The 20,110-nt window shown below is 71.9% G+C and carries 11 protein-coding genes; 10 read left to right on the top strand and 1 reads right to left on the bottom strand.

Going from position 1 to position 20,110, the window contains the following annotated elements:
* The first annotated feature begins 26 nt into the window (after positions 1 to 26).
* Positions 27 to 1,469: an IucA/IucC family protein gene (locus IE307_RS21595; protein WP_229904944.1), complete on the top strand. Its 1,443-nt coding sequence runs from the start codon at positions 27 to 29 to the stop codon at positions 1,467 to 1,469.
* A gap of 6 nt (positions 1,470 to 1,475) precedes the next feature.
* Here the strand turns inward: IE307_RS21595 and IE307_RS21590 are convergent, their stop codons facing one another.
* Positions 1,476 to 2,273 carry a metallophosphoesterase gene (locus IE307_RS21590; RefSeq protein WP_229904943.1) on the bottom strand — a complete coding sequence of 266 codons (798 nt, stop codon included), beginning with the start codon at positions 2,271 to 2,273 and terminating at the stop codon, positions 1,476 to 1,478.
* Between the two features lie 186 nt (positions 2,274 to 2,459).
* Between IE307_RS21590 and IE307_RS21585 the strand changes: the two genes are divergently transcribed.
* The 9 genes from IE307_RS21585 to IE307_RS21545 all read left to right on the top strand — a co-directional run bounded on the left by IE307_RS21585 (position 2,460) and on the right by IE307_RS21545 (position 20,109).
* Positions 2,460 to 3,668, top strand: a complete 1,209-nt coding sequence (locus tag IE307_RS21585) for a PP2C family protein-serine/threonine phosphatase (protein ID WP_191300337.1) — start codon at positions 2,460 to 2,462, stop codon at positions 3,666 to 3,668.
* A gap of 72 nt (positions 3,669 to 3,740) precedes the next feature.
* On the top strand, positions 3,741 to 5,699 hold the full coding sequence (locus tag IE307_RS21580; protein ID WP_191300335.1) for a tachylectin-related carbohydrate-binding protein: 1,959 nt from the start codon (positions 3,741 to 3,743) through the stop codon (positions 5,697 to 5,699).
* A gap of 230 nt (positions 5,700 to 5,929) precedes the next feature.
* The gene (locus IE307_RS21575) at positions 5,930 to 6,685 is read left to right on the top strand and encodes a PP2C family protein-serine/threonine phosphatase (protein ID WP_191300332.1); all 756 of its coding nucleotides are present in this window, start codon (positions 5,930 to 5,932) and stop codon (positions 6,683 to 6,685) included.
* A complete protein-coding gene (locus IE307_RS21570; RefSeq protein WP_191300330.1) occupies positions 6,682 to 7,983 on the top strand; it encodes an FHA domain-containing protein in 1,302 nt (433 codons plus the stop codon). Before IE307_RS21575 ends, IE307_RS21570 begins: the two co-directional genes overlap by 4 nt.
* The gene (locus IE307_RS21565; protein ID WP_191300328.1) at positions 7,980 to 9,587 is read left to right on the top strand and encodes a serine/threonine-protein kinase; all 1,608 of its coding nucleotides are present in this window, start codon (positions 7,980 to 7,982) and stop codon (positions 9,585 to 9,587) included. The genes IE307_RS21570 and IE307_RS21565 overlap by 4 nt, the downstream gene beginning before the upstream one ends.
* 25 nt (positions 9,588 to 9,612) lie before the next feature.
* Positions 9,613 to 15,774: an Ig-like domain-containing protein gene (locus IE307_RS21560; RefSeq protein ID WP_191300326.1), complete on the top strand. Its 6,162-nt coding sequence runs from the start codon at positions 9,613 to 9,615 to the stop codon at positions 15,772 to 15,774.
* Positions 15,775 to 15,791: 17 nt separating this feature from the next.
* Positions 15,792 to 16,760 (top strand): AAA family ATPase, encoded by a 969-nt coding sequence (locus IE307_RS21555; RefSeq protein ID WP_191300324.1) that lies wholly within the window; start codon positions 15,792 to 15,794, stop codon positions 16,758 to 16,760.
* Positions 16,760 to 17,890, top strand: a complete 1,131-nt coding sequence (locus IE307_RS21550) for a DUF58 domain-containing protein (RefSeq protein WP_191300322.1) — start codon at positions 16,760 to 16,762, stop codon at positions 17,888 to 17,890. Before IE307_RS21555 ends, IE307_RS21550 begins: the two co-directional genes overlap by 1 nt.
* Positions 17,887 to 20,109 (top strand): transglutaminase-like domain-containing protein, encoded by a 2,223-nt coding sequence (locus IE307_RS21545; protein ID WP_191300320.1) that lies wholly within the window; start codon positions 17,887 to 17,889, stop codon positions 20,107 to 20,109. The genes IE307_RS21550 and IE307_RS21545 overlap by 4 nt, the downstream gene beginning before the upstream one ends.
* The last annotated feature ends 1 nt before the right edge of the window (position 20,110 follow it).

Raw genomic sequence — 20,110 nt, 5'->3', positions numbered from 1 at the left:
ACATCGCCAGAGGGAAGCGGACACCGGTGGAAGCGATCACTGATCCCGACGGCACCACCTCGACGGCGCTGCTGAACTGCCTGCGCCGCGAGGTGGGGGAGTGGGGACCGGGAGGCACGATCCGCCTGCCCCGCACCGGTGTGCTGCTGCGCGCGCGGGAAGGGCGCTGGCTGTCGGACCCGGAGGTGTTCACCGGATCGTGGCAGCCGTTGTCGTGGCACGAACTCGCTGTGCTCATCACGAAGGAGCTCGGCGACCCACCGGTCGGCTTCCTGGACGAGATCGCCGGTTCGCGGTCGGCCATCGCCGCCGTGCTCGACGCCCGCACCGCACCGCCCGCCGACCTGTACCGGCGCTCCGAGCAGGCGCTGGTCGCGGGCCACCGCTACCACCCCGCGCCGAAGGGCCGCGGCGGCCTGCCCGCGTCGGAGTGGCTGCCGTACTCGCCCGAGGTGCACGCGAGCTTCGCGTTGGCGCGCCTGGAAGGCGAGTTCGTGGACGACGGCGAGGTGCCGTTGCCCGCCGGCGTGCTGCCCGCGCACCCGTGGCAGCTGTCGTTGCTGGGCCTCAAGGGTGAGGTGGGCGAGCAGGAGGTGTGGCCCACGTCCTCGGTGCGCACCGTGTACGACCCGGCCGCGGACCTGTTCTACAAGTTCAGCCTCGACGTGCGGATCACCAACGACGTGCGCCGGTTGTGGGCGCACGACCTGCGGTGGATCCCGCCGCTCGCTCGTCTGCTGCGCCCGGTGTTCGCGGACATCGCCTCGGTCTTCCCCGGCACGGCCTTCCTGATCGACCGCGGCTACCGGACCTCGCCGGAGTCCTTCGAGGGCCTTGCCGTCGTGGTGCGCGACGGCCTCCGGCAGCACCTGGTGCCGGGGGTGACACCGTTGCTGGCGGCGGGGATCAGCGAGGGGTTCGACGGAAACCCGTTGGACGGCCTGAGTTCCGACGACGCGCTGAGTTGGTTCCGGCAGTACGTCTCGGTCCTCGTTCCCCCTGTGCTGCACGCGTTCTTCGCGCACGGCGTCGTGATGGAGTGCCACCTGCAGAACGTCCTGGTGGGGGTGGACGCCTCGGGCCTGCCGGTCCAGGCCGTCCACCGCGACCCCGAGGGCATGCGGCTCCTGCCCCGTCACGCCGAGCTGCTGTCCTCTGTGGACGGAGTGGACGGGTCGCGGGGCGTCTCCGAGGCCAAGGGCTGGGAGCGGCTGCAGTACTGCCTCGTCGTGAACCACCTGGTCGAGATCGCCGGCGCGGTGCTGCAACGGCACCCCGGCCTCGACGTGTGGGGTCAGGCGCGGGCCGTGTTCGTCTCCTACGCGGACGACCACGGATGTGACCAGGTCATGTCGTTGCTGGAGAACCGGTTCGTGCCGGCGAAGGCGAACCTGCTGCTGCGCTGGACCCGCGCCGAGGGCGCCGCGAACCGGTACGTCGACTGCCCGAACCCGTTGTACCGGGCCTGACCGCGCCTACACGGCTACCTGAACGCTCATGGGGGTCTGGGTGTCGTCGAAGACCAACGGCTCCCACGTGGCGGCGCCCGCCCGGCCGTGGCGGGGATCGACGCCCACGAACGTCCGCCCGCCGACCCGCACCCGCACGTGACGGCGCTGCCAGTCGACGGAGGCGCGCTGCCGGATCCGGCCGTCGCAGGTCCACCTCTGGTCGCCGAAGTGGACGATCGAGGAGTGCCCGTGGATCTGGCCGAACGGCACGATGCCGCTGTACCGCATCCACGGTTCGTGCAACGCCGCTCCGGACTCGGCCCACAACGGTCCCGTCTCCGGATCACGGCCGTGCGCGCCCCTGTTCCGGATCAGGTCGGGCCGTTCGTTCAACAACCCCGCTGCCGCCGCGGCGGAATCGGGCTCACCCAGCTGCTGCCAGGCGGCGAGCGTCAGCCCCGCATGCGTCAGCAGGAACTCCTCCCCGACGGCTGTGACGGCCGCCGCGACCCGCATCCGGCCGTCGGCCCACCACTCGCGCAACGTCTCCACGCCTTCGCGCGGCAGCGGTTCGGGCCAGAAGACCTCGGAGCCCGGCAGGTACTGCTCCTCGTGGTTGCCCGCGAGCTGCACCCAGCGTTCCCCGATGAGCGGGGCGACGACGTCCAGCACGCCGAGGCTGTCCGGCCCCCGGTCCACCAGGTCGCCGACCTGGACCACGACCAGGCCGTCCGGCACCTCGGTCTCGCACCCCAGCTCGCGCAGGGCCTTCCGCAACTGCTCGACGTGCCCGCCCACGTCACCGATGACAGCGATCCTCACCACGACCACCCCACCTCCAGGCTTTCACAGCAGGCGCTTGATCCCCAGCCCGGTAGAACCCGCCGGACGCAGCCCTCGCGTTGATCAGCTGAAGGGGGTCGGCAAGCCCGGTCGCGGGATCGCCGCACGCGCGACCGGGCCGGTCGTGGAAAGCTGGTGCGAGCGAACCGGAGAGGCGGAGGTGCGATGACCGAGGCGGGAAGTCCGTCGATCCGCCTGCGCGTCCTCGACGCCGTCACGGACGGGGCGCTGAAGGAGCTCGACCTCGACAAGCTGCTCGAGGTCCTGCTGGAACGCTCCCGCGAGCTGCTCGCGGTCGACACCGTCACCGTGCTGCTGGTGGACCGCAGCGGCGAACGGCTCGTGGCGAGGGCGACCGCGGGGCTCGACGAAGAGGTCTTCCAGGGCGTGCGCGTGCCCGTCGGCAAGGGCTTCGCGGGCAGCGTGGCCCAGCGCAGGGAGCCCGTCCAGATCGAACAGGTCGACGAGTCCACAGTGGTCAACCCGCTGCTGTGGGAGCACGGGCTGCGCGTGCTGCTCGGGGTGCCGATGATCGCCGAGGGCGAGCTGACCGGGGTCCTGCACGTCGGCAGCACCACCTCGCGCCGGTTCACCGACGAGGAGGTCGACGCGCTGCAGCTCGTCGCCGACCGCCTCGCCGTCGCCGTCTACGTGGACCGGACGAGGTCCGAACGGGCCGCCGCCACGATGCTGCAGGAGAGCCTGCTGCCGTCGAGCCTGCCCGCCGCCGAGGGCTGGGAGCTCGCGGCCCGGTACGTCCCCGGTGCGGAGAGCGGGGTCGGCGGTGACTGGTACGACGTGTTCGAGCTGCCCGGCGACCGCATCGGCGTGGTGATCGGCGACGTCGTCGGCAGCGGACTGCGGGCGGCCGTCGTGATGGGACGGTTGAGGAGCGCGTTGCGCGCCTACGCCCTGGAGTACTTCGATCCCGCCCAGGTGCTGGGCAAGCTCGACCGCAAGGCCAGCTACTTCGAGCACAACACGATGGCCACCGTGGCCTACGCGATCATCGACACGACGACCCACCGCATGAGCCTCGCCGTGGCTGGCCACCTGCCTCCGGTCATCGCCGTGCCGGGCGAGCGGTCCCGGTTCGCGCCCGCCGTCATCGGGCCGCCCGTCGGGTTCGACCTCGGCACCACCGGCCGCCGCAGCACCGGCGTGGACGTACCGCCGGGCAGCGTGGTCGTGCTGTACACGGACGGCCTGGTGGAACGCCGCGGGCAGGACCTGGACGCCGGCCTCGAACGGCTGCGCGGCGCCGTCGGCCCGATGGACCCGGAGGCGGCCTGCATCCGGATCATGGCCACGATGGTCGGCGACCAGCAGGCGACCGACGACGTCGCGCTGGTCGTGATCCGCCACAGCCGCTGAGCCCGCCGGAACTGTCGGTGCCGCGTCGTATGCTCCTCCTGCGACGAACGTGAACGCCTGGGGGAGTTCCTGATGAGCAAGAAGCTGAGATCGTTGTGCCTGGCCGCGGCGTTGGCGGCGAGTGCCGCCACCGCGGTGACGACGGGCGCGGGCACCGCGTCCGCCGGGCTGTGCGGGCCGGTGTCGAACATCTTCACCATGCAGGCCGACGGCGACCTGTGGCTCTACCAGCACTCCGCGCCGGGCAGCGGCGCGGCCACCTGGGCGGGCGCGCGGCAGGTCGGTTCGGGCTGGGGCGGCAAGACCTTCGCCGGGCCCGACGGCTGGCTGTTCAACATCACCACCGGTGGCGACCTGCGCAGGCTGCGGTACAACGGCAGCGGCTGGGACACGATGCCCGGCGGAGGCCAGTACGACACGATCGGCACCGGCTGGGACAAGTTCGTCCAGATCGCGGGCCGCGGCAAGATCACGGTCGACTCGGACGGGTCCATCTACACGCTGGAGGGCGGCGCCCTGCGCTGGTGGTTCTTCGACCAGCGGCAACGGGCGTGGGCACCGGGCAGCGGCCGCGTGATCGACATCGGCTGGGACCGCTTCGACACGATCGCCGCCAGCGGGCAGGGCGGCCTCAAGGGGCGCGACGACACGGGCGTGCTGCACCACTTCCGCTACGACCGGGTGAGCGAGCGGTTCGCCCTGTACGAGACGTGGCAGCACAGGCTGACCTGGAAGTCGGGCACCAAGCTCTTCTCGGCCGGCGGCGACGTGTTCTACACCGTGCGTCCCGGCACCGGTGAGCTGGTGTGGAACGACTACTCCGAGTACTCCGACGACGGGTGGCGCACCTCCACGGGTTCGGTGATCGGCACCGACTGGGGCACCGACCTCGACGTCACGGCGACCACGACGGACTGCCGGCAGACCGGCTACTGGGTGCCGAGGAACCCGGTGGTCGAGGACCAGGGCGCCATGCCGGTCGCGTACGTGAACCCGCGAGGTGCCGCGCACCTGATGCGGGTGGAGCCGGACAACAGGGTCACCGACCTGCGCGACAGCGGCCTCGGCCACTGGATCGCCGAACCCTTCGGCCCCGACTACACGGGCATCTCGAACGTGGTGCCGGGCCCGGTGGCCGGCACGGAGACCTTCGGCACGACCCAGCGGCCGAGTGGTGACGTCCAGGTGCACACGCTCGGCCTCGACGGCAGCTGGCAGAGCCTCCCCTCGCTCAAGGGCGCGATGAGGGTGGCTCCCGCGCTGGTCCGCCGCCCGAACGGCACGCTGGTCGTCTACGCGATGGGCGACCACGCGAGCGACCGGGGGCCCTGGGAAGGGCAGCTCTACTACCGCGAACAGCTCCCCAACGGCGACTTCCTGGCGTGGAAGCGGTTCAGCTCCGGACTGGTCACCGAGACGCCGAGCGTGATCAGCCGCGGCACCGAGGTGACGATCGCCGTGCGGACGAGCGGCAACATGAACTCCTGGTACCGCACTGGGACCAGCGGCGTTCCGCACGAAATGGGCCGCCTCCCGTACGTCGTGGGGCCGCGGCCGAAGCTCGTGCAGGACGCGCAGAGCCGCATCCTGCTCGTCGACGTCGGGTTCCGGCCCGGTGCGGGCGCCGGACTGGGTGCCTTCGTGCTTCGGGAGAAGGCCGACCGCACCGGGTTCGAGGACACCTGGACGTTCCTGCCCGACCTGCCGGGTGCGTCCGACGCGGAGAGCAGGCAGGTCGACGCGGTGGTGCTGCCGAACGGCGCGCTCGCCGTGTCGTTGACGGCCGGCGGCGAGGTGTACGTGACCACGTCGAAGGGCGCGGCGGACGGCACCGAGTTCCACCCGTGGCAGCAGGTGAGCGCGGAAGGGCTGGAACTCGGATTCAGCGAGCCCACGAGCATGCGGGTGGAGACGGGTGCGCTCCACGTGGTGGGTGTGACGAGCAGCGGCTCCTACTGGCGGTTCGCGGCGTCCGTCCCGCAGGACGCGGGCGCTCCGCTGACGTTCTCCGCGGGGACACAACTGGCCTAAAAGGACAGACGGGTTCTGTCCGCAGCCGGCGCTCCGGTACCTCGACGAGGTGCCGGAGCGTTTGTCGTGCACCGCTTCTTCGCCGGGCGGCTTCTACACATCGTCGTGTGGGGCCTGAACGTTTCCGTTTCGCCGTGGCCAGTTTTTGTCTCCTTTTCCGCCTAACGCTCGGCGAGGTGCGAGCGATGAGACGTCCGAACGGCGCAGCGGAGGAGGTGCGGGGGAGCACGATGAGCGAAATCAGGACCGGTGTCACCACGCATCCCGGTGTGGTGCGGGAAGTCAACGAGGACAACGCGATCGCGGGCAGGCGGATCTTCGCGGTCGCCGACGGCGTGGGCGGGCACGCCGCGGGCGAGGTCGCCAGCGCGATGCTCGTGGCGCGGCTGCACGAGCTCGACCAGCAGGAGGCACCGGGACCGGAGGACGTCCGCGCGACGCTCGCCGCGGCGGGCCGGTCGCTGGAGGAGGCCGGACACGCCGGCATGACGACGGTCGCCGGGATCGCGCTCGTCACCGTCTCCGAACGGCCGCACTGGGTCGTGTTCAACGTCGGCGACTCGCGGGTCTACCGGTTCGACGGCACCGGACTGACGCAGCTCACCGTCGACCACTCCGAGGCGCAGGAACTCGTCGCGTCAGGACTGCTGACGGCGGAGGAGGTCAGGACCTACCCGCGCCGGCACGTCGTCACCCGCGTGCTGGGCAAGGCCAGCATGTCCGACCCCGACCTGTGGCTGTTCCCGCCGCGCGCCGGGGAACGGTTCGTGATCTGCACGGACGGCCTCACCAACGAGGTGGCGGACGCCGAGATCGACGAGGTGCTCCGGTCGCACGCCGACGCGCGGGAAGCGGCCGCGGCACTCGTCGGCCTGGCACTCGCCGCGGGGGCCCGGGACAACGTGACGGCGCTCGTCGCCGACTACTCCGTTGCACCGCAGGCAGTCGACACCACCTGTGACACGGCGCCGCGGAGCCCGCGATGACCGAGGTCGAGTACGTGCCGGGCACGTGGGTCGCGGTCGTGGGGGAGCGGACGTGGCTCCTGCTGTCCGTCGCGCCCGAGTCCGGCCTGGTGCGCCGCTGCTGGGAGCTCGTGCGAGCCGACGAACCGCTGGACGAGGTGCTCGCCGAGATCGTCCACGAGGGGTTCCGCGCGGTGAGCGGGTTCGCGCTCGTCCGGCTGGCTCCGACCGAGAAGCGTGCGGTGGTGCGGGGTTCGGCGCGGTTGCAGTTCGCGGACGCCTCCGGTGCGGTGGACGAGATCAACGCGGTGGGCGTCGGGACGTGGGTCGACCGCAACCTGGGCGACGTGGCGCGGCTGCGGATCGCGACCGGGGCGGCCGGGCCGGGCCTCCCGTTGCACGGCGGGGTCGTGCTCGCGGGGGAGGTGGCGGTGTCGCTGGCCGAGGTCGCGGCACCGGAATCTCTTGCGGCGCAGGAAGAACTCGCCGAACTGACCGTGGTGCGAGACGAACCGCCGGTTGTGCCGGTGCAGCCGGTGCCGCCAGTGCCGCCGGTGCCCCAGCCGATGCCGCAGGTGCTTCCGGAGCCCCAGCCAGTGCCGCAGGCGCAGCCGGTGCCGCAGGTGTCCCAGCCGGTGGTCCCGGTGCAGCCGACACCACCGCTGCCCCCGGTGCCCCAGCCGGTTCCGCAGGTCACCCAGATGACCGGGGTGATCCAGTCGTTCGACTGGGCTCCCCAGGTGACGGCGGCCGTCCCCCGCGCGGAGGCGGTCGTGCAGGCCGAGCCGGTCACCGACACGGTGCTGCGCACGAACGTCCTGTCCCCCGACGAGACGCGCATGCTGCACCCCGGCAGCACGAGCGGCCCGCAGCTGGTGCGCGCGAAGAAGTGCCCGGCGGGACACCTCAGCTCGGACTACGCCGTGCACTGCCGCGTGTGCGAGCTGCCCTTGCCGGAGCAGGACGCCGCCATGCTGCCGATGCCGGTGCTCGGCCTGCTGAGGCTGTCCAACGGGGACACGATCACCCTCGACCGCAACGTGGTGATGGGCCGCGACCCCAGCGGCGACCGCAGGGGCGTGAACCTCGTGCAGGTCGGCCGGGAGAACGACACCGAGATCTCGCGGACGCACGTCGAGGTGCGGCTGGAGGGCTGGGACGTGCTGGTGCGCGACCTCGGCTCGATGAACGGCACCTCCGTCGCCCGCCCCGGCTGCCCGCCGCAGAAGCTCGCCGCGCACATCGAGGAGTTCCTCTACCCCGGCACGCAGGTCGTGCTCGGCGACCAGTTCTCCTTCACCTTCGAGGTGAACGGATGACCGGACAGCCTCCCGAGATCCCGCACTTCGAGTACCGCGGCGACATCGGCGGCGGCGGTTTCGCCATGGTGCACCGCTACTACCACCGCAAGCTCAAGCGCGACGTCGCCGTGAAGGTGCCCAAGGCGACGGACCTGTCCGACGCGGTGCGGGAGCGGTTCATCGCCGAGGGCGAGTCGATGGCCGAGCTCGGCAACCACCGCAACGTCGTCACCGTCTACGACACGGACACCGCCGCCGACGGCCGCCCGTTCCTGGTGATGGAGTACTGCCCCGGCGGCGACCTCGCGAAGCTCTCCGGCCGGACCCCGTTGTCCGTCAAGGAGGTCCTCGACATCGGCGTGCAGGTCGCCGGGGCGATCGAGACCGCGCACGAGCGCCGGATCCTGCACCGCGACATCAAGCCCGCGAACGTCCTCATGAACGAGTACGACAAGCCGTGCCTCACCGACTTCGGCATCGCCGGCCGCTTCGCCGAGCAGAACGAGGACGGCGAGGTCATCCTGTCCGTGCCGTGGTCGGCGCCGGAACTGCTCGACAGGTCCGCTGTGGAACAGGGCGGCGTGCCGGCGGAGGTGTTCTCGCTGGGCGCGACGCTGTGGCACCTCATGGTGGGCCACTCGCCGTTCATGCCCCGCGGCACCGACAACTCGCTCGCCGCGATCGAGCACCGCATCGTCTCCGGCTGGCTGCCGACCGGCCTGGCAGCACCCGCCGACCTGCAGCGCTTGTTGTTGCGCGCCATGGCGCGCAACCCCGCCGCACGACCCGGGTCGGTGCGCGAGTTCGCCGTCGGGTTGCAGAGGATCCAGAAGGCGCAACGGTTCGGCGAGACCGAGCTGGTGCTGATGCCCGCCCCCGCGCCGGAGGATCCGGAACCCGCGGCCGGCGCGCCGTCGTTCGCGGCACCCGCGCCGCCGCTCTCACCGCCCACGCGGCAACGGATGCAGCCGGTGTTCGTGCCCCCGGCTCCAGGCCCGGCGCCGCACACCACCGCACGGACCGGTGAGCAGCTGTTCGTGCCGCCGACCCCGGGCCCGGCGCCGCACACCACCGCGCGCACGTCCGAGCAGCTGTTCGCGCCGCCGCCCTCGCGCGGGGCCGAGCCGCCACCACTCCCGTTCCCGTTGCGGAACGCCGCGCCGGACACCCACGTGCGCAAGCCGTCGGCGGAGAAGACGGGCAGCCAGCCCGCGGCACGGTCGCGCTGGCCCCTCTACGCCGTGGGTGCCGCGGCCATCATCGCGATCGTCGGGGTGGGCCTGTTCCTGTTGTCCGGCGAGGACAAGCAGGGCGGCGGCCCAGCGGTCACCACCGTGGCCGAGGACGTCCCCGATCAGAACGCCGGCGCGGGCAACGCGCCCCCCGGCAGACCCGAGATCACCGCCACCCGGCTGGACGAGAACAAGGTCCGGTTCGCGTGGAACTACTCGGCCCAGCAGGCGACCGACACGTTCTCTTGGCGCACCTCCACGCAGAACGGCGTGGCGAAGGAGCCCCAGGTCGAAGTCGAGGGCGCGAACCCGGTGTGCCTGCAAGTGAAGGTCGTCCGCGCGGACGGCAGCAACGCGACAGCGGAGTGGTCACAGGAGAGCTGTGGCTGACTCCAGGAAGCCAGCGAGGGGAACAGTGGGATTCTTCCGAAAGCACCGGACCACGGTCGCGTCCGGAACGGTGCTGGTCCTCGCGGCCGCCTCGCTCGTCGCCTACGCGCTCACGTCCACCGGCAACCCGGTGCGGCAGGTCGACCTGAACGACGGCGGGGTCTGGGTCACGAGCGACCGCGACGGGTTGTTCGGCAGGCTCAACAAACCGGTTGGCTCGCTCGACGCGGCGTTCAACCCTCCCGGTGGCGCGCAGCAGAACTACCAGCTCGACGTCGTGCAGGACGGTGCCGCGGTCGTCGCCAGGGACCGGGCGGGCGGCAAGCTCTACCCGGTCGACGTGGCGCGTTCGGTGACGTTGGGCGACCACGGGCTGGCGTTGCCCAGCGGCGGTCAGGTCGCGCTCGCGGGCGGCACCCTCGCCGTCCTCGACCCCGCGGCGGGCAAGGTGTGGGCGATCCGCGTCGACCTCCAGGCCGGCGTGAGCGGGCTCGACCAGCTCAGCCAGGAGACCCCGCCGCTCGCCACCCTCGACGCGGCCGACACCGCCGCGCTCGCGGTCGGCCTGGACGGCGCGGTGCACGTGGCGTCCGCCAACGGCCGCACGGTGAAGGTGGCGACGGCCGAGTCCGGGTTCGGCGAACCCGCGTACGGCAAGCTCGCGAACTCCCCGAAGACGCCCAGGATCACCGCGGTGGGCGGCGAGACGGTCGTGCTCGACTCCGAGTCCGGCACGCTGTTCCTCCCCGGCGGCCGCACCGCTCAGGCCGGACGTGAGTCCGTGCTGCAGCAGGCCGGACCGGAGGCGGCCACCGTGGTCGTGGCGTCCCAGAGCGAGATGAAGGCGTTCCAGCTCAACGACGACGGCGCCGAGACGCTGAACGAGGGCGTCGACGGCGCTCCGGCCGAACCGGTGCGGCTCGGCGAGTGCGTGCACGGCGCGTGGGCAGGTGCGTCGGGCGGTTACTTCCGTTCGTGCGACGGCAAGAAGGCGTCCGCCGGCAACCTCCGGGACGCGAAGGCGTTGGTGCAGCCGGTGTTCCGGGTCAACCGCAAGGCGATCGTGCTGAACGACGTCGCGACCGGCGCGGTCTGGGACCTGAGCAGCCAGCGCAAGGTCGACGACTGGCAGTCGGTGAAGCCGCCGCCCGAGCAGAACCCCAGCGACAAGGACAAGAACGAGAACACCACCGAGTCGGCGAAGGACAAGCCGCCGAAAGCCACCGACGACACCCTGGGCGCGCGCCCCGGCCGCACGACGGTGCTGCACGTGCTCGACAACGACTCCGACCCGGCGGGCAACATCCTGTCCGTCACGGCCGTGAGCGACCTCGACCGCAAGGACGTGGGGCTCGCGATCGCCCCGGACGGCCAGACCGTCGAGGTGACCCTGCCGGAGCAGGCCCAGGACGCGCACTTCAAGTACACGGTGGACGACGGCAAGGGACTCAACGCCACCGCCGCGGTCACCGTGCAGGTGCGCGCCGAGTCGCAGAACGAGGCACCGGCCGTGCGCAAGGGCGCCGAGCCGCACGAGTGGTCCGTCGCGTCGGGCGGCCGGTTGACGCTGCCGGTGCTCGCGGACTGGCGCGACTTCGACGGCGACCCGGTCGTGCTGACCGAGGCGACCGCCAAGGCGGGTGCCGCGACCACCACGAACACCGGGTTCGTCGAGTACGCGGCACCGGTCGCGGCGGGCGATCAGCCGATCGACTACAAGGTCACCGACGGCATCGCCGAGGCGGTGGCCGGTGCCGAACGCGTGAAGGTGCTCGACCCGGCCGCGGCCACCGCGCTGCCTCCCGTCGCACGCCCGGACGTGGCGCGCGGGCAGGTCGGCGCCCCCGTCCTCATCCGCCCGCTGGAGAACGACCTCCCCGGCGCGGACCCCGTCGACCCGGCGGCCGAACTGCGGCTCGCCGCAGACGTGGCGCCGCTCGCGGGCGCGACGATCACCACCGACACCAGGACCGGCCTGGTGACGCTCACCGCCGCCAAACCGGGCACCTACCCGCTCGACTACACCGCCGCGTTCGGCAACGCGCCGTTCGCGAAGGGCGCCATCCGCGTCGACGTGGCCGCCGCGCCCGCCTCACCGCTGCCGCCGGTCGCGATGCCCGACAACGCCGTCGTGCGCGGCCAGGAACCCGTCGTCACCGACGTGCTGGCGAACGACTTCAGCCCGGCCGGATCGGTGCTCGGCGTGCAGCACGCGGAAAGCCTCTCCGGGCAACTGGAGGTGGCCGTCGTCAAGGGCAGGTGGCTGCGGATCAACGCCACCGCGCCGGCCCTCGACCGCAACCCGCAGGTCGTGCGCTACACCGTGACGGACGGCGTGACCGGCCCGATCACCGGCGAGGTCACCGTCACCCAGCTCCCGCCGCCCGCCGACGACACCCCGGTGCCGAAGGACGACCGCGCGGCCGCCCGTGCCGGTGACTCGACGACGATCCCGGTGCTGGACAACGACATCTCGCCCGCCGGAGCGCCGCTCTCGTTGCAGTCCAACGTGCAGGGCGCGCCGGGCAACGGCAGGCTGACCGTCACCGCCCGGGACGGCCGCCAGGACCTCGGCAGCGCCTACGTCTCCGGCGACGTCGTCCGCTACGTGGCACCGGACAAGCTGGACACCCCGTTCGTCGCCGACATCTCTTATGTGGCACAGAACCCCGACGGCGACCAGGCCGTCGGCCACGCGCACGTCACGGTGAACCCGGCGCCGACACCGGCCAACCCGAACCAGCCTCCGGCACCCGAACCCGTCGAGGTGCGGGTCGTCGCGGGCGACCGGGTGACGATCACCGTCCCGTCGAGCGGCGCCGACCCCGACGGCGACTCGGTCGCGGTCACCGGCATCGCGTCCGCTCCCGCGCTCGGCCGCGTCGTCGGGATCGCCAGCACCACGCTCACCTACGAGGCGTTCCCGACGTCCAACGGCACCGACACGTTCGGGTTCGTGGTCACCGACTCCTACGGCCGCACCGGCGAGTCGCTGGTCCGCGTCGCCGTGGTGCCGCCGGGGGATCCCCAGCCGCCGGTCGCCGTGGATGACGTCGTGACCGCCGCGCCCGGCGCGCGTCTCGCGGTGAACGTGCTGTCCAACGACGTGCAGGCGCCCGGCGACACCGTCACCGTCGAGCCGCTGAACGCGCGCAACCCGTCGTTGCCCGGTGACGTGAAGGCGACGGACGGCCGGATCGAGCTGACCGCGCCCGACCTCACCGGCAAGCCGCTGGTGATCACCTACGGCATCACGAACGGGCTGGGCCAGCCGTCCACCGCGACGCTGACCGTGCGCAGCCGTGACGACTACGCGATCCCGCCGGTCGCGGGCGAGCTGTTCCCCGTGGTGAAGAAGGAGGACAGCACGGTCGAGGTCGACCTCGCCGGTGCCATCGCCGACCCGGACGGCTCGGCCGACGGCATCGAGGTCACCAAGGTCTTCCACGACCAGGCCAAGGTGTCCGGCCGCAAGGCCACCGTGCCGGTCGGCGACCACCCGCGCACGCTCGTCTACGAGGTCAAGGACAGCTCCGGCGCGACCGCCGCGGGCCTGATCCACGTGCCCTCCAAGGGAACCGGTGCCCCGCGCGCCATCCCGGACAAGCTGATCACGGTGCCCGCCGACGGGTCTGTCTCCGTGCAGATCAAGGACTACGTCGACGTCCCGTCGGGCAAGCAGGCGAAGCTCACGACCACCGACAAGGTGACCGCCGCGCCCGCGACCGGGCTGGAGGCGCGCAACGAGGGCGACACCGGGCTCGTGCTGACCGCGCGCGGCGGCTACACCGGACCCGCCGCGGTCACGTTCCAGGTCACCGACGGCAACTCCCTCACCGACCCGGAGGGCAAGTTCGCGCTGATCACCGTGCCGGTGCAGGTCGGGCCGGACACTCCGGTGCTGCGCTGCCCGGCGTCGGCGCTGACCGTCGTCGAGGGCGGACTGCCGGTGAAGGTCGACGTCACGTCCGTGTGCCACGTGTGGGTCGCGGACCGCTCGAAGCTCGGCGACGTCCGGTACACCGCGACGTGGCTCGAACAGGCCGACGGCGTGTCCCTGGAGGGCTCGGGCGAGCGGGTCCTGACCATCACGGCGGCGGGCGGCGCGAAGCCGGGCACCGTCGGCACCATCGAGGTCGGTGCGGGCGACGGCCCCAAGGGCAAGCTCGCGGTCAAGGTCGCTGCGGCCCCGCCACCCACCGTGTCGCCGGTGACGCTCGACGGCGTGAAGGCCGGCGACACCGCGACCGTCGACCTCGTCTCGTACGTGCGCTCGCAGCTGCGCGACCCGAAGATCTCGGTCGTCTCGGTGACCCAGGCCGGTGGTGCGGCGGCGACCGCCACGAACTCCGGTTCGTCCGTGAGCATCACGCCTTCCGGGGACGCGCACGGCGCGATCGACTTCAACGTCGTCGTGACCGACGTGGCCGACACCGCTCGTGACGACCGCAAGGTCACTGGCCGCATCAGGCTGAACGTCCTCGGCGTGCCGGACTCACCCGGCGTCCCGGCACCGGGCCGCACGGTGCTGAGCAAGGTCGTCGAACTGTCCTGGAGCACGCCGTCCGGCAACGGCGCACCGATCGACTCCTACGAGGTCGAGTACGGCGGCGGCAAGCAGACCTGCGCCGCCTCACCGTGCACGATCACGGGCCTGTCGAACGGCACGGAGTACACGTTCACCGTGCGCGCGCACAACCTCGTCGGCTGGGGCAAGCCGAGCGGTTCCTCGGCTCCCGCCCAACCGAACACCGTGCCCGGCGCGGTGTCCGGCCTCTCGACCTCGAACCCCCGCGACGGCTCGCTGCAACTGAGCTGGACCGCCGCACCGAACGAGGGCACCCCCGTGCTGCGCCACGAGATCAGCTGGTCCGGCGGCGGCCGCACGACGGCCCCCGGCGGCGCGACGACCGCGACCGCCTCCGGCCTCGACAACAACGCGCAGACCGTCTTCACCATCATCGCCGTCAACTCGCAGGGCCCCGGCCCGGCGGTCACGGTGCAGGGCCAGTCCGCCGGCGCACCCCAAGCCCCGGCAGCACCTTCCTTCACCGCCACGAACGCCGCGAACGCGCAAACCCGCGCCGTCACGGTGACCTGGGGAGCGGTAGGGGCGAACGGCCCCGGCCCGACCACCTACACGGTGACGCGCACGGGCGGCGGCACCAAAACGGTCTGCACGAAGGTCACCGCCACCACCTGCCTGGACGACGGCCTGCAGAACGACGGCACGATCTACAGCTACACCGTCGTCGCCGCCAACGCCGCCGCCGAGGCCGAACCCACCGGCCACACCTCACCGGCCAGCGCCCCTGCCCAGATGGAGGCGACCGCCACCCCGGACCCGATCACCGGCTTCACCGCCACCCCAACGGGTTCCGACGGCCAGGCCACCCTCCGGTTCGACGCCCCCGCCTCCCACGGCAAGTCGAACACCGTGACCTGCACGTGGTCCGGCGGCTCGTGCGGCACGTGGACCTACCCGGTCGGCGGTCAGGCCGGTGCGACGCAGACCGTCACCGGGCTGCCGAACGGGCAGCCGGTGACGATCAGCCTGCAGACGTGCAACGGCAGCGGCGGTGGCGCGTACGCCGGAAACCCCTGCAACAGTGCGGTTTCCGCCGGGGTGACGACGTATGGGCCGATGCGCGACCTCGTGTTGAACACCTCGACGAACAACACGGTCGTGAACTTCTCCGTGTCGGTGAACCCGAACGGCAAGCCGGCCAACGTGCAGGTGACCACGAGTCGTGGGTTCAACCAGTCGTTCACGACTGGGGTGGGCGGGTGGAGCTGGTCCGGCAGCCAGGACGTCGGCCACTCGGCTCCGACCACGATCACCGTGACGGTGTCGGATGCGGGACGGCCGACGCTGAGCCAGTCCCAGCAACAAACGACGCCGCCGCCTCCGCCAGCGGTGACGGTGTCCAAGGGGGCGGCGTGTCCTGCTGGAGGATGCCCGGCAACCTCGGGCAGTTGTACGTCGTCGCATTGCAGATACATCGTCGTGCAAACGGCGAACTTTCCCGGTCGCGTCTCGTGCACCTTCAACAGCACTGAGGGCGGTGGATTCATCACCGAAAGCTTCGGGGCGAACGAGACCAGGCAAACGAGGAACTTCTACGGGCAACCAGGTGGTCGAGTCACAGTCACCTGTGGCTCCACCTCGGGATCAATCGTCTGGTGAACAGTGAAGGAAGAACGATGACCGTTACGCCTCAACAGGCCCAGCTGTTCGCGCAGACCTTCGAGCAGATGGTGCAGAACATCTCCCGCGCCATCTCCGGCAAGGAGAACGTGATCCGCCTGGCCCTGACCTGCCTGCTCTCCGACGGCCATCTGCTGCTGGAGGACTACCCCGGCACCGGCAAGACCTCGCTGGCCAAAGCGCTGGCGAACACCGTGCAGGGCAAGGGAACCCGCATCCAGTTCACGCCGGACCTGCTGCCGTCGGACGTCACCGGTGTGCAGATCTACGACCAGCAGCGCGGTGTGTTCCGGTTCCACCCCGGCCCGATCTTCGGTTCGATCGTGCTCGCGGACGAGATCAACCGCGCGTCGCCGAAGACGCAGTCGGCTCTGCTCGAGGTGATGGAGGAGGGGCGGATCACGGTCGACGGCGAGACGCACCCGGTGGGGTCGCCGTTCATGGTGATCGCCACGCAGAACCCGATCGAGCAGGCGGGCACCTACCGGTTGCCCGAGGCGCAGCTGGACAGGTTCCTGATGAAGACCAGCATCGGCTACCCGGACCACAACGCCACCGTGGCGCTGCTGGCGGACGCGGCGACGCGGGACCGGTCGGCGACGGTGCCCGCGGCCATCGCGGCGGCCGCGGTGTCGCAGCTGACGGCGTTGGCGGACCAGGTGCACGTCGACCCGGCCGTGCTCTCGTACGTCAGCCGGATCGCCGAGGCGTCGCGGGCGCATCCCGCTGTGCGCCTGGGGGTATCGGTGCGCGGGTGTCTGGCTTACGTGCGCTGTGTGAAGACGTGGGCGCTCGCGCAGGGCCGTGCTCACGTGGTGCCGGACGACGTCCAGGAACTGGCGCATCCCGTGCTGGGGCACCGGATCCTGCTGCACCCGGAGGCGCAGTTCGACGGTGCCACGGTGGAGAAGGTGGTCGACTCGCTGTTCGCGGACGTCGAGCCGCCCGTCCGGCGGGGAGTCTGATGCGGGTGCTGGAGACCGTCTCACCGTCCGGCCGGCTGCTCGCCGTGGCGGCGGTGGCGGCGTGGGGTCTCGGTGCCGTGCTCGGCTGGGACGAGCTCGTGCTGCTCGGTGCGACCGCTGTGGTGCTGCTGGCGTTCGCGAGCTTGCTGACGCTGGGCCACGGGTCGGTGCGGGTCGCCGTCGGGATCACCAAGCGCCGCCTGCAGCCGGATGACTCCACGAGGTGCGCGGTCGAGGTCGAGCACCAGGGCCGGAGGTCGTTGTTCGCGCCCGAGGTCGAGCTGCCGATCGGCAAGGACCGCGTCGAGGTGTTCGACCGCGGCCGGGAGATCGAGATCGCCGGGCTGCGGCGAGGGGTGATCGCGGTCGGCCCGGCCACGACGGTTCGCGGCGATCCGCTCGGGTTGTTGCGGCGGACGGTGCCGATGACCGAGGTCGTCGAAGTGTTCGTGCACCCGCTGACCGTGCCGCTGGAACCGCTCGGCACCGGGTTGCTGCGCGACCTGGAGGGCTGCACCACCAACGACGTCTCGATGAGCGACCTGGCGTTCCACGCGCTGCGCGAGTACGCGCCGGGTGACGACCGCCGCCACATCCACTGGCGCTCCACGGCCAAGCTCGCTCAGGACGGGCGCTTCCTGGTGCGGCAGTACCTCGACTCACGGCGTGCGCACATCGTCGTGGTGGTCGACGGGGAGTCCTTTCCGGACGGTGACGTGTTCGAGACGGCGTTGTCCGCGGGCGCTTCCGTGGTGAAGCGCGCGGTGGCGGACGAGATCGACACCACGGTGGTGGCGGCCGGCCACGTCTCCCGCCGCGGCGGAGCGCAGCACGCGCTGGACGTGTTCGCCCGCGCCGAACTCGGCGGCCCGGTGCTGGCCGAGGCCGCCACCCGCGCGGTGGCCGCGGCGCCGGACGCCACCCTGGTCGTGCTCATCACGGGCGCGAAGCACGGCTACGCGGAGCTGCGGGTGGCGGCGGCCGCGTTCCCGCCGGAGGTGCGCAAGGTCGTGCTGCGGGTGGATCCGTCCGCGCACACGAAACGGGCGGCGAGCACCGCGTTCACCGTGCTCACGTTGCGGCAGCTGAACGACCTGCCCGCGCTGCTGTCGGGAGGAACCCTGCAGTGACCAGACTCCTGCCCCGCCGCGACGACCTCGTCGACGCCGCCTTCCTGTGCGCGCTGTTCGTCGTGGCGCTGCTGGGTTTCCGCACCACCTACACCGGCTGGGGCTTCCTGCTGGTCGGCGGCATCGGCCTCGCGCTCGGCGTGCTGGCGGGCCACGTGGCGTCGGCGCTGCGCCGCCCGATGATCGCCGTGGCCGCCATGACCGTCGCGGTGTTCTTCCTGCTCGGCGGTGTGGTGGCGATGAAGGCCGTGCCGACGCCGGACAACCTGGCCGGTCTCGCCTCCATCAGCGTGCACGGCTGGAAGCAGCTGCTCACGACACTCCCGCCGGTCGACGGCAGCGGTCCGTTGCTGGTGCTCCCGTACATCCTCGGCCTGCTGTGCGGAGCCGGCGGCTTCACGCTGGCCCGCCGCGTCACGCTGAGCGCGGCTCCGATCGGCGCGCCGCTGGCCGTGCTCGCCGCGGTGGTCCTGCTCGGCACCGGCGAGGCGGCGGGTGTGCTGGGCGCGGTGTTCGCGGCGATCGGCACCGGCTGGTTGTCCGTCCGCGCGGCGCGACACCGCACCGGTGTGCGTGCGGGAGGAACCCGCCGAACCTTGACCGCCGTCGCCCTGGTCGGCGTCGCGGCGGGACTGGCACTGCTGGCCGCCCCGATCTTGCCGGGCACCGGCAGCGCGCACCGGCTGGTGCTGCGCAACTACGTCGAGCCGCCGTTCGAGATCGGCGCCTACGCGAGCCCGCTGGTCGGCTACCGCAAGCACACCAAGGACGCCAACCAGCTGTGGGACCAGACGCTCTTCACCGTGGAGGGTCTCCCGGCGGGCGAACGGGTCCGCATCGCCACGCTGGACGGTTTCGACGGCAGGGTCTGGGGTGCCACCAACGATCCGGCCGGCGCTGTCGACCCGGTGCAGCGCAACAACTTCCAACGCATCGGCGTGCGCATCCCCGTCACGACCCCCGGTGCGGCGGCGGACGTGACGATCAGGATCGAGGCCGCCTACGCCACCGCCGACGAGCTCAGCGCATGGCTGCCGACCGTCGGCCACGCGACGGAGATCGCGTTCACCGGCGAGCGGAAGGACGGCCACACCGAGAACTTGCGCTACAACCTCGCGACGGCGTCCGGCATCGTCGCCGACCGCCTCCGCGAAGGCGACACCTACTCGCTGCGCACGGTCCTGGCCGCTCCCGGCATCCCGGACGACGCCCAGCCGTTCGGCCCGCCCGCGGTCCGCACCGGCGACCTGGCGTTCGTGCGCAGCAAGATCTCCAAGTGGACCGGCGGCGCCACAACGCTGGCCGAACGCCTGCGCGCGGCCGCCACCTACCTGCGCGACAACGGCGCCTACACCGACGGCGGACCGGGCGAGACGGAGTACCTGCCGGGTCACAGCACGGGCAGGCTGACGGCGTTCTTCAACGCCAAACGCCCGGCGGGCAACGACGAGCAGTACGCCGCCGCGTACGCGTTGGTGGCCAACGAACTCGGCATGCCGGCCCGGGTGGTGCTGGGCGCCGTCCCGGCGACCGGCGGCGTGGTGCGCGGCGAGAACGTCCAGGCGTGGGTGGAGATCCACCTGGCCGACGGCACCTGGGCCGCCATCCCGAACACCGAGTACATGCCGGACCGCTCGAAGCGGCCCGACCACCAGCCACCCCAGGAGATCGAGAACACCGACGCCTCGGTCGTCCCGCCACCGAACACGATGAAGATGCCCAGCTCCCTGGTCGACGCGAGCCGCACCGACGCGTCCGGCGTGGGCGCGGGCGAGCTCAGCGGCCCGTGGCTCCCGGCTTGGCTGCTGGAACTGCTGCTCGACGTGACCAAGGCGGTCGCACCGATCGTCGCGGTGATCGCGCTGATCGTCGGCGGCAAGGCCGTGCGACGCCACCGCCGCCGCACCAGGGGCAGCACCGCGACCAGGCTGGCCACCGGCTGGCGCGAGCTGGTGGACCACGCCCGAGACCTCGGCGCGAAGGTGCCGCGAGGCCTGACCCGTCGTCAGGAGGCGAACCTGCTGGCACCGTTCGGCGTGCACGCGCTGGCCGTGCACGCGGACGACCACGTGTTCGGTCCGGGCACGCCGGACCAGGCCGCGGTGGACGCGTACTGGGCGGCGGTGCGGGAGGCCAGGGGGCGCATGCGGTCGGCGGTGCCGCGCTGGCGTCGCTGGCTGGCGCGGGTCGACGTCCGTACGTTCCTGCCGGCGAGGTGAC

It is taken from the genome of Lentzea cavernae (assembly GCF_014653695.1).
Taxonomy (GTDB): domain Bacteria; phylum Actinomycetota; class Actinomycetes; order Mycobacteriales; family Pseudonocardiaceae; genus Lentzea; species Lentzea cavernae.
This window is presented reverse-complemented; position numbering and strand designations above follow the sequence as displayed.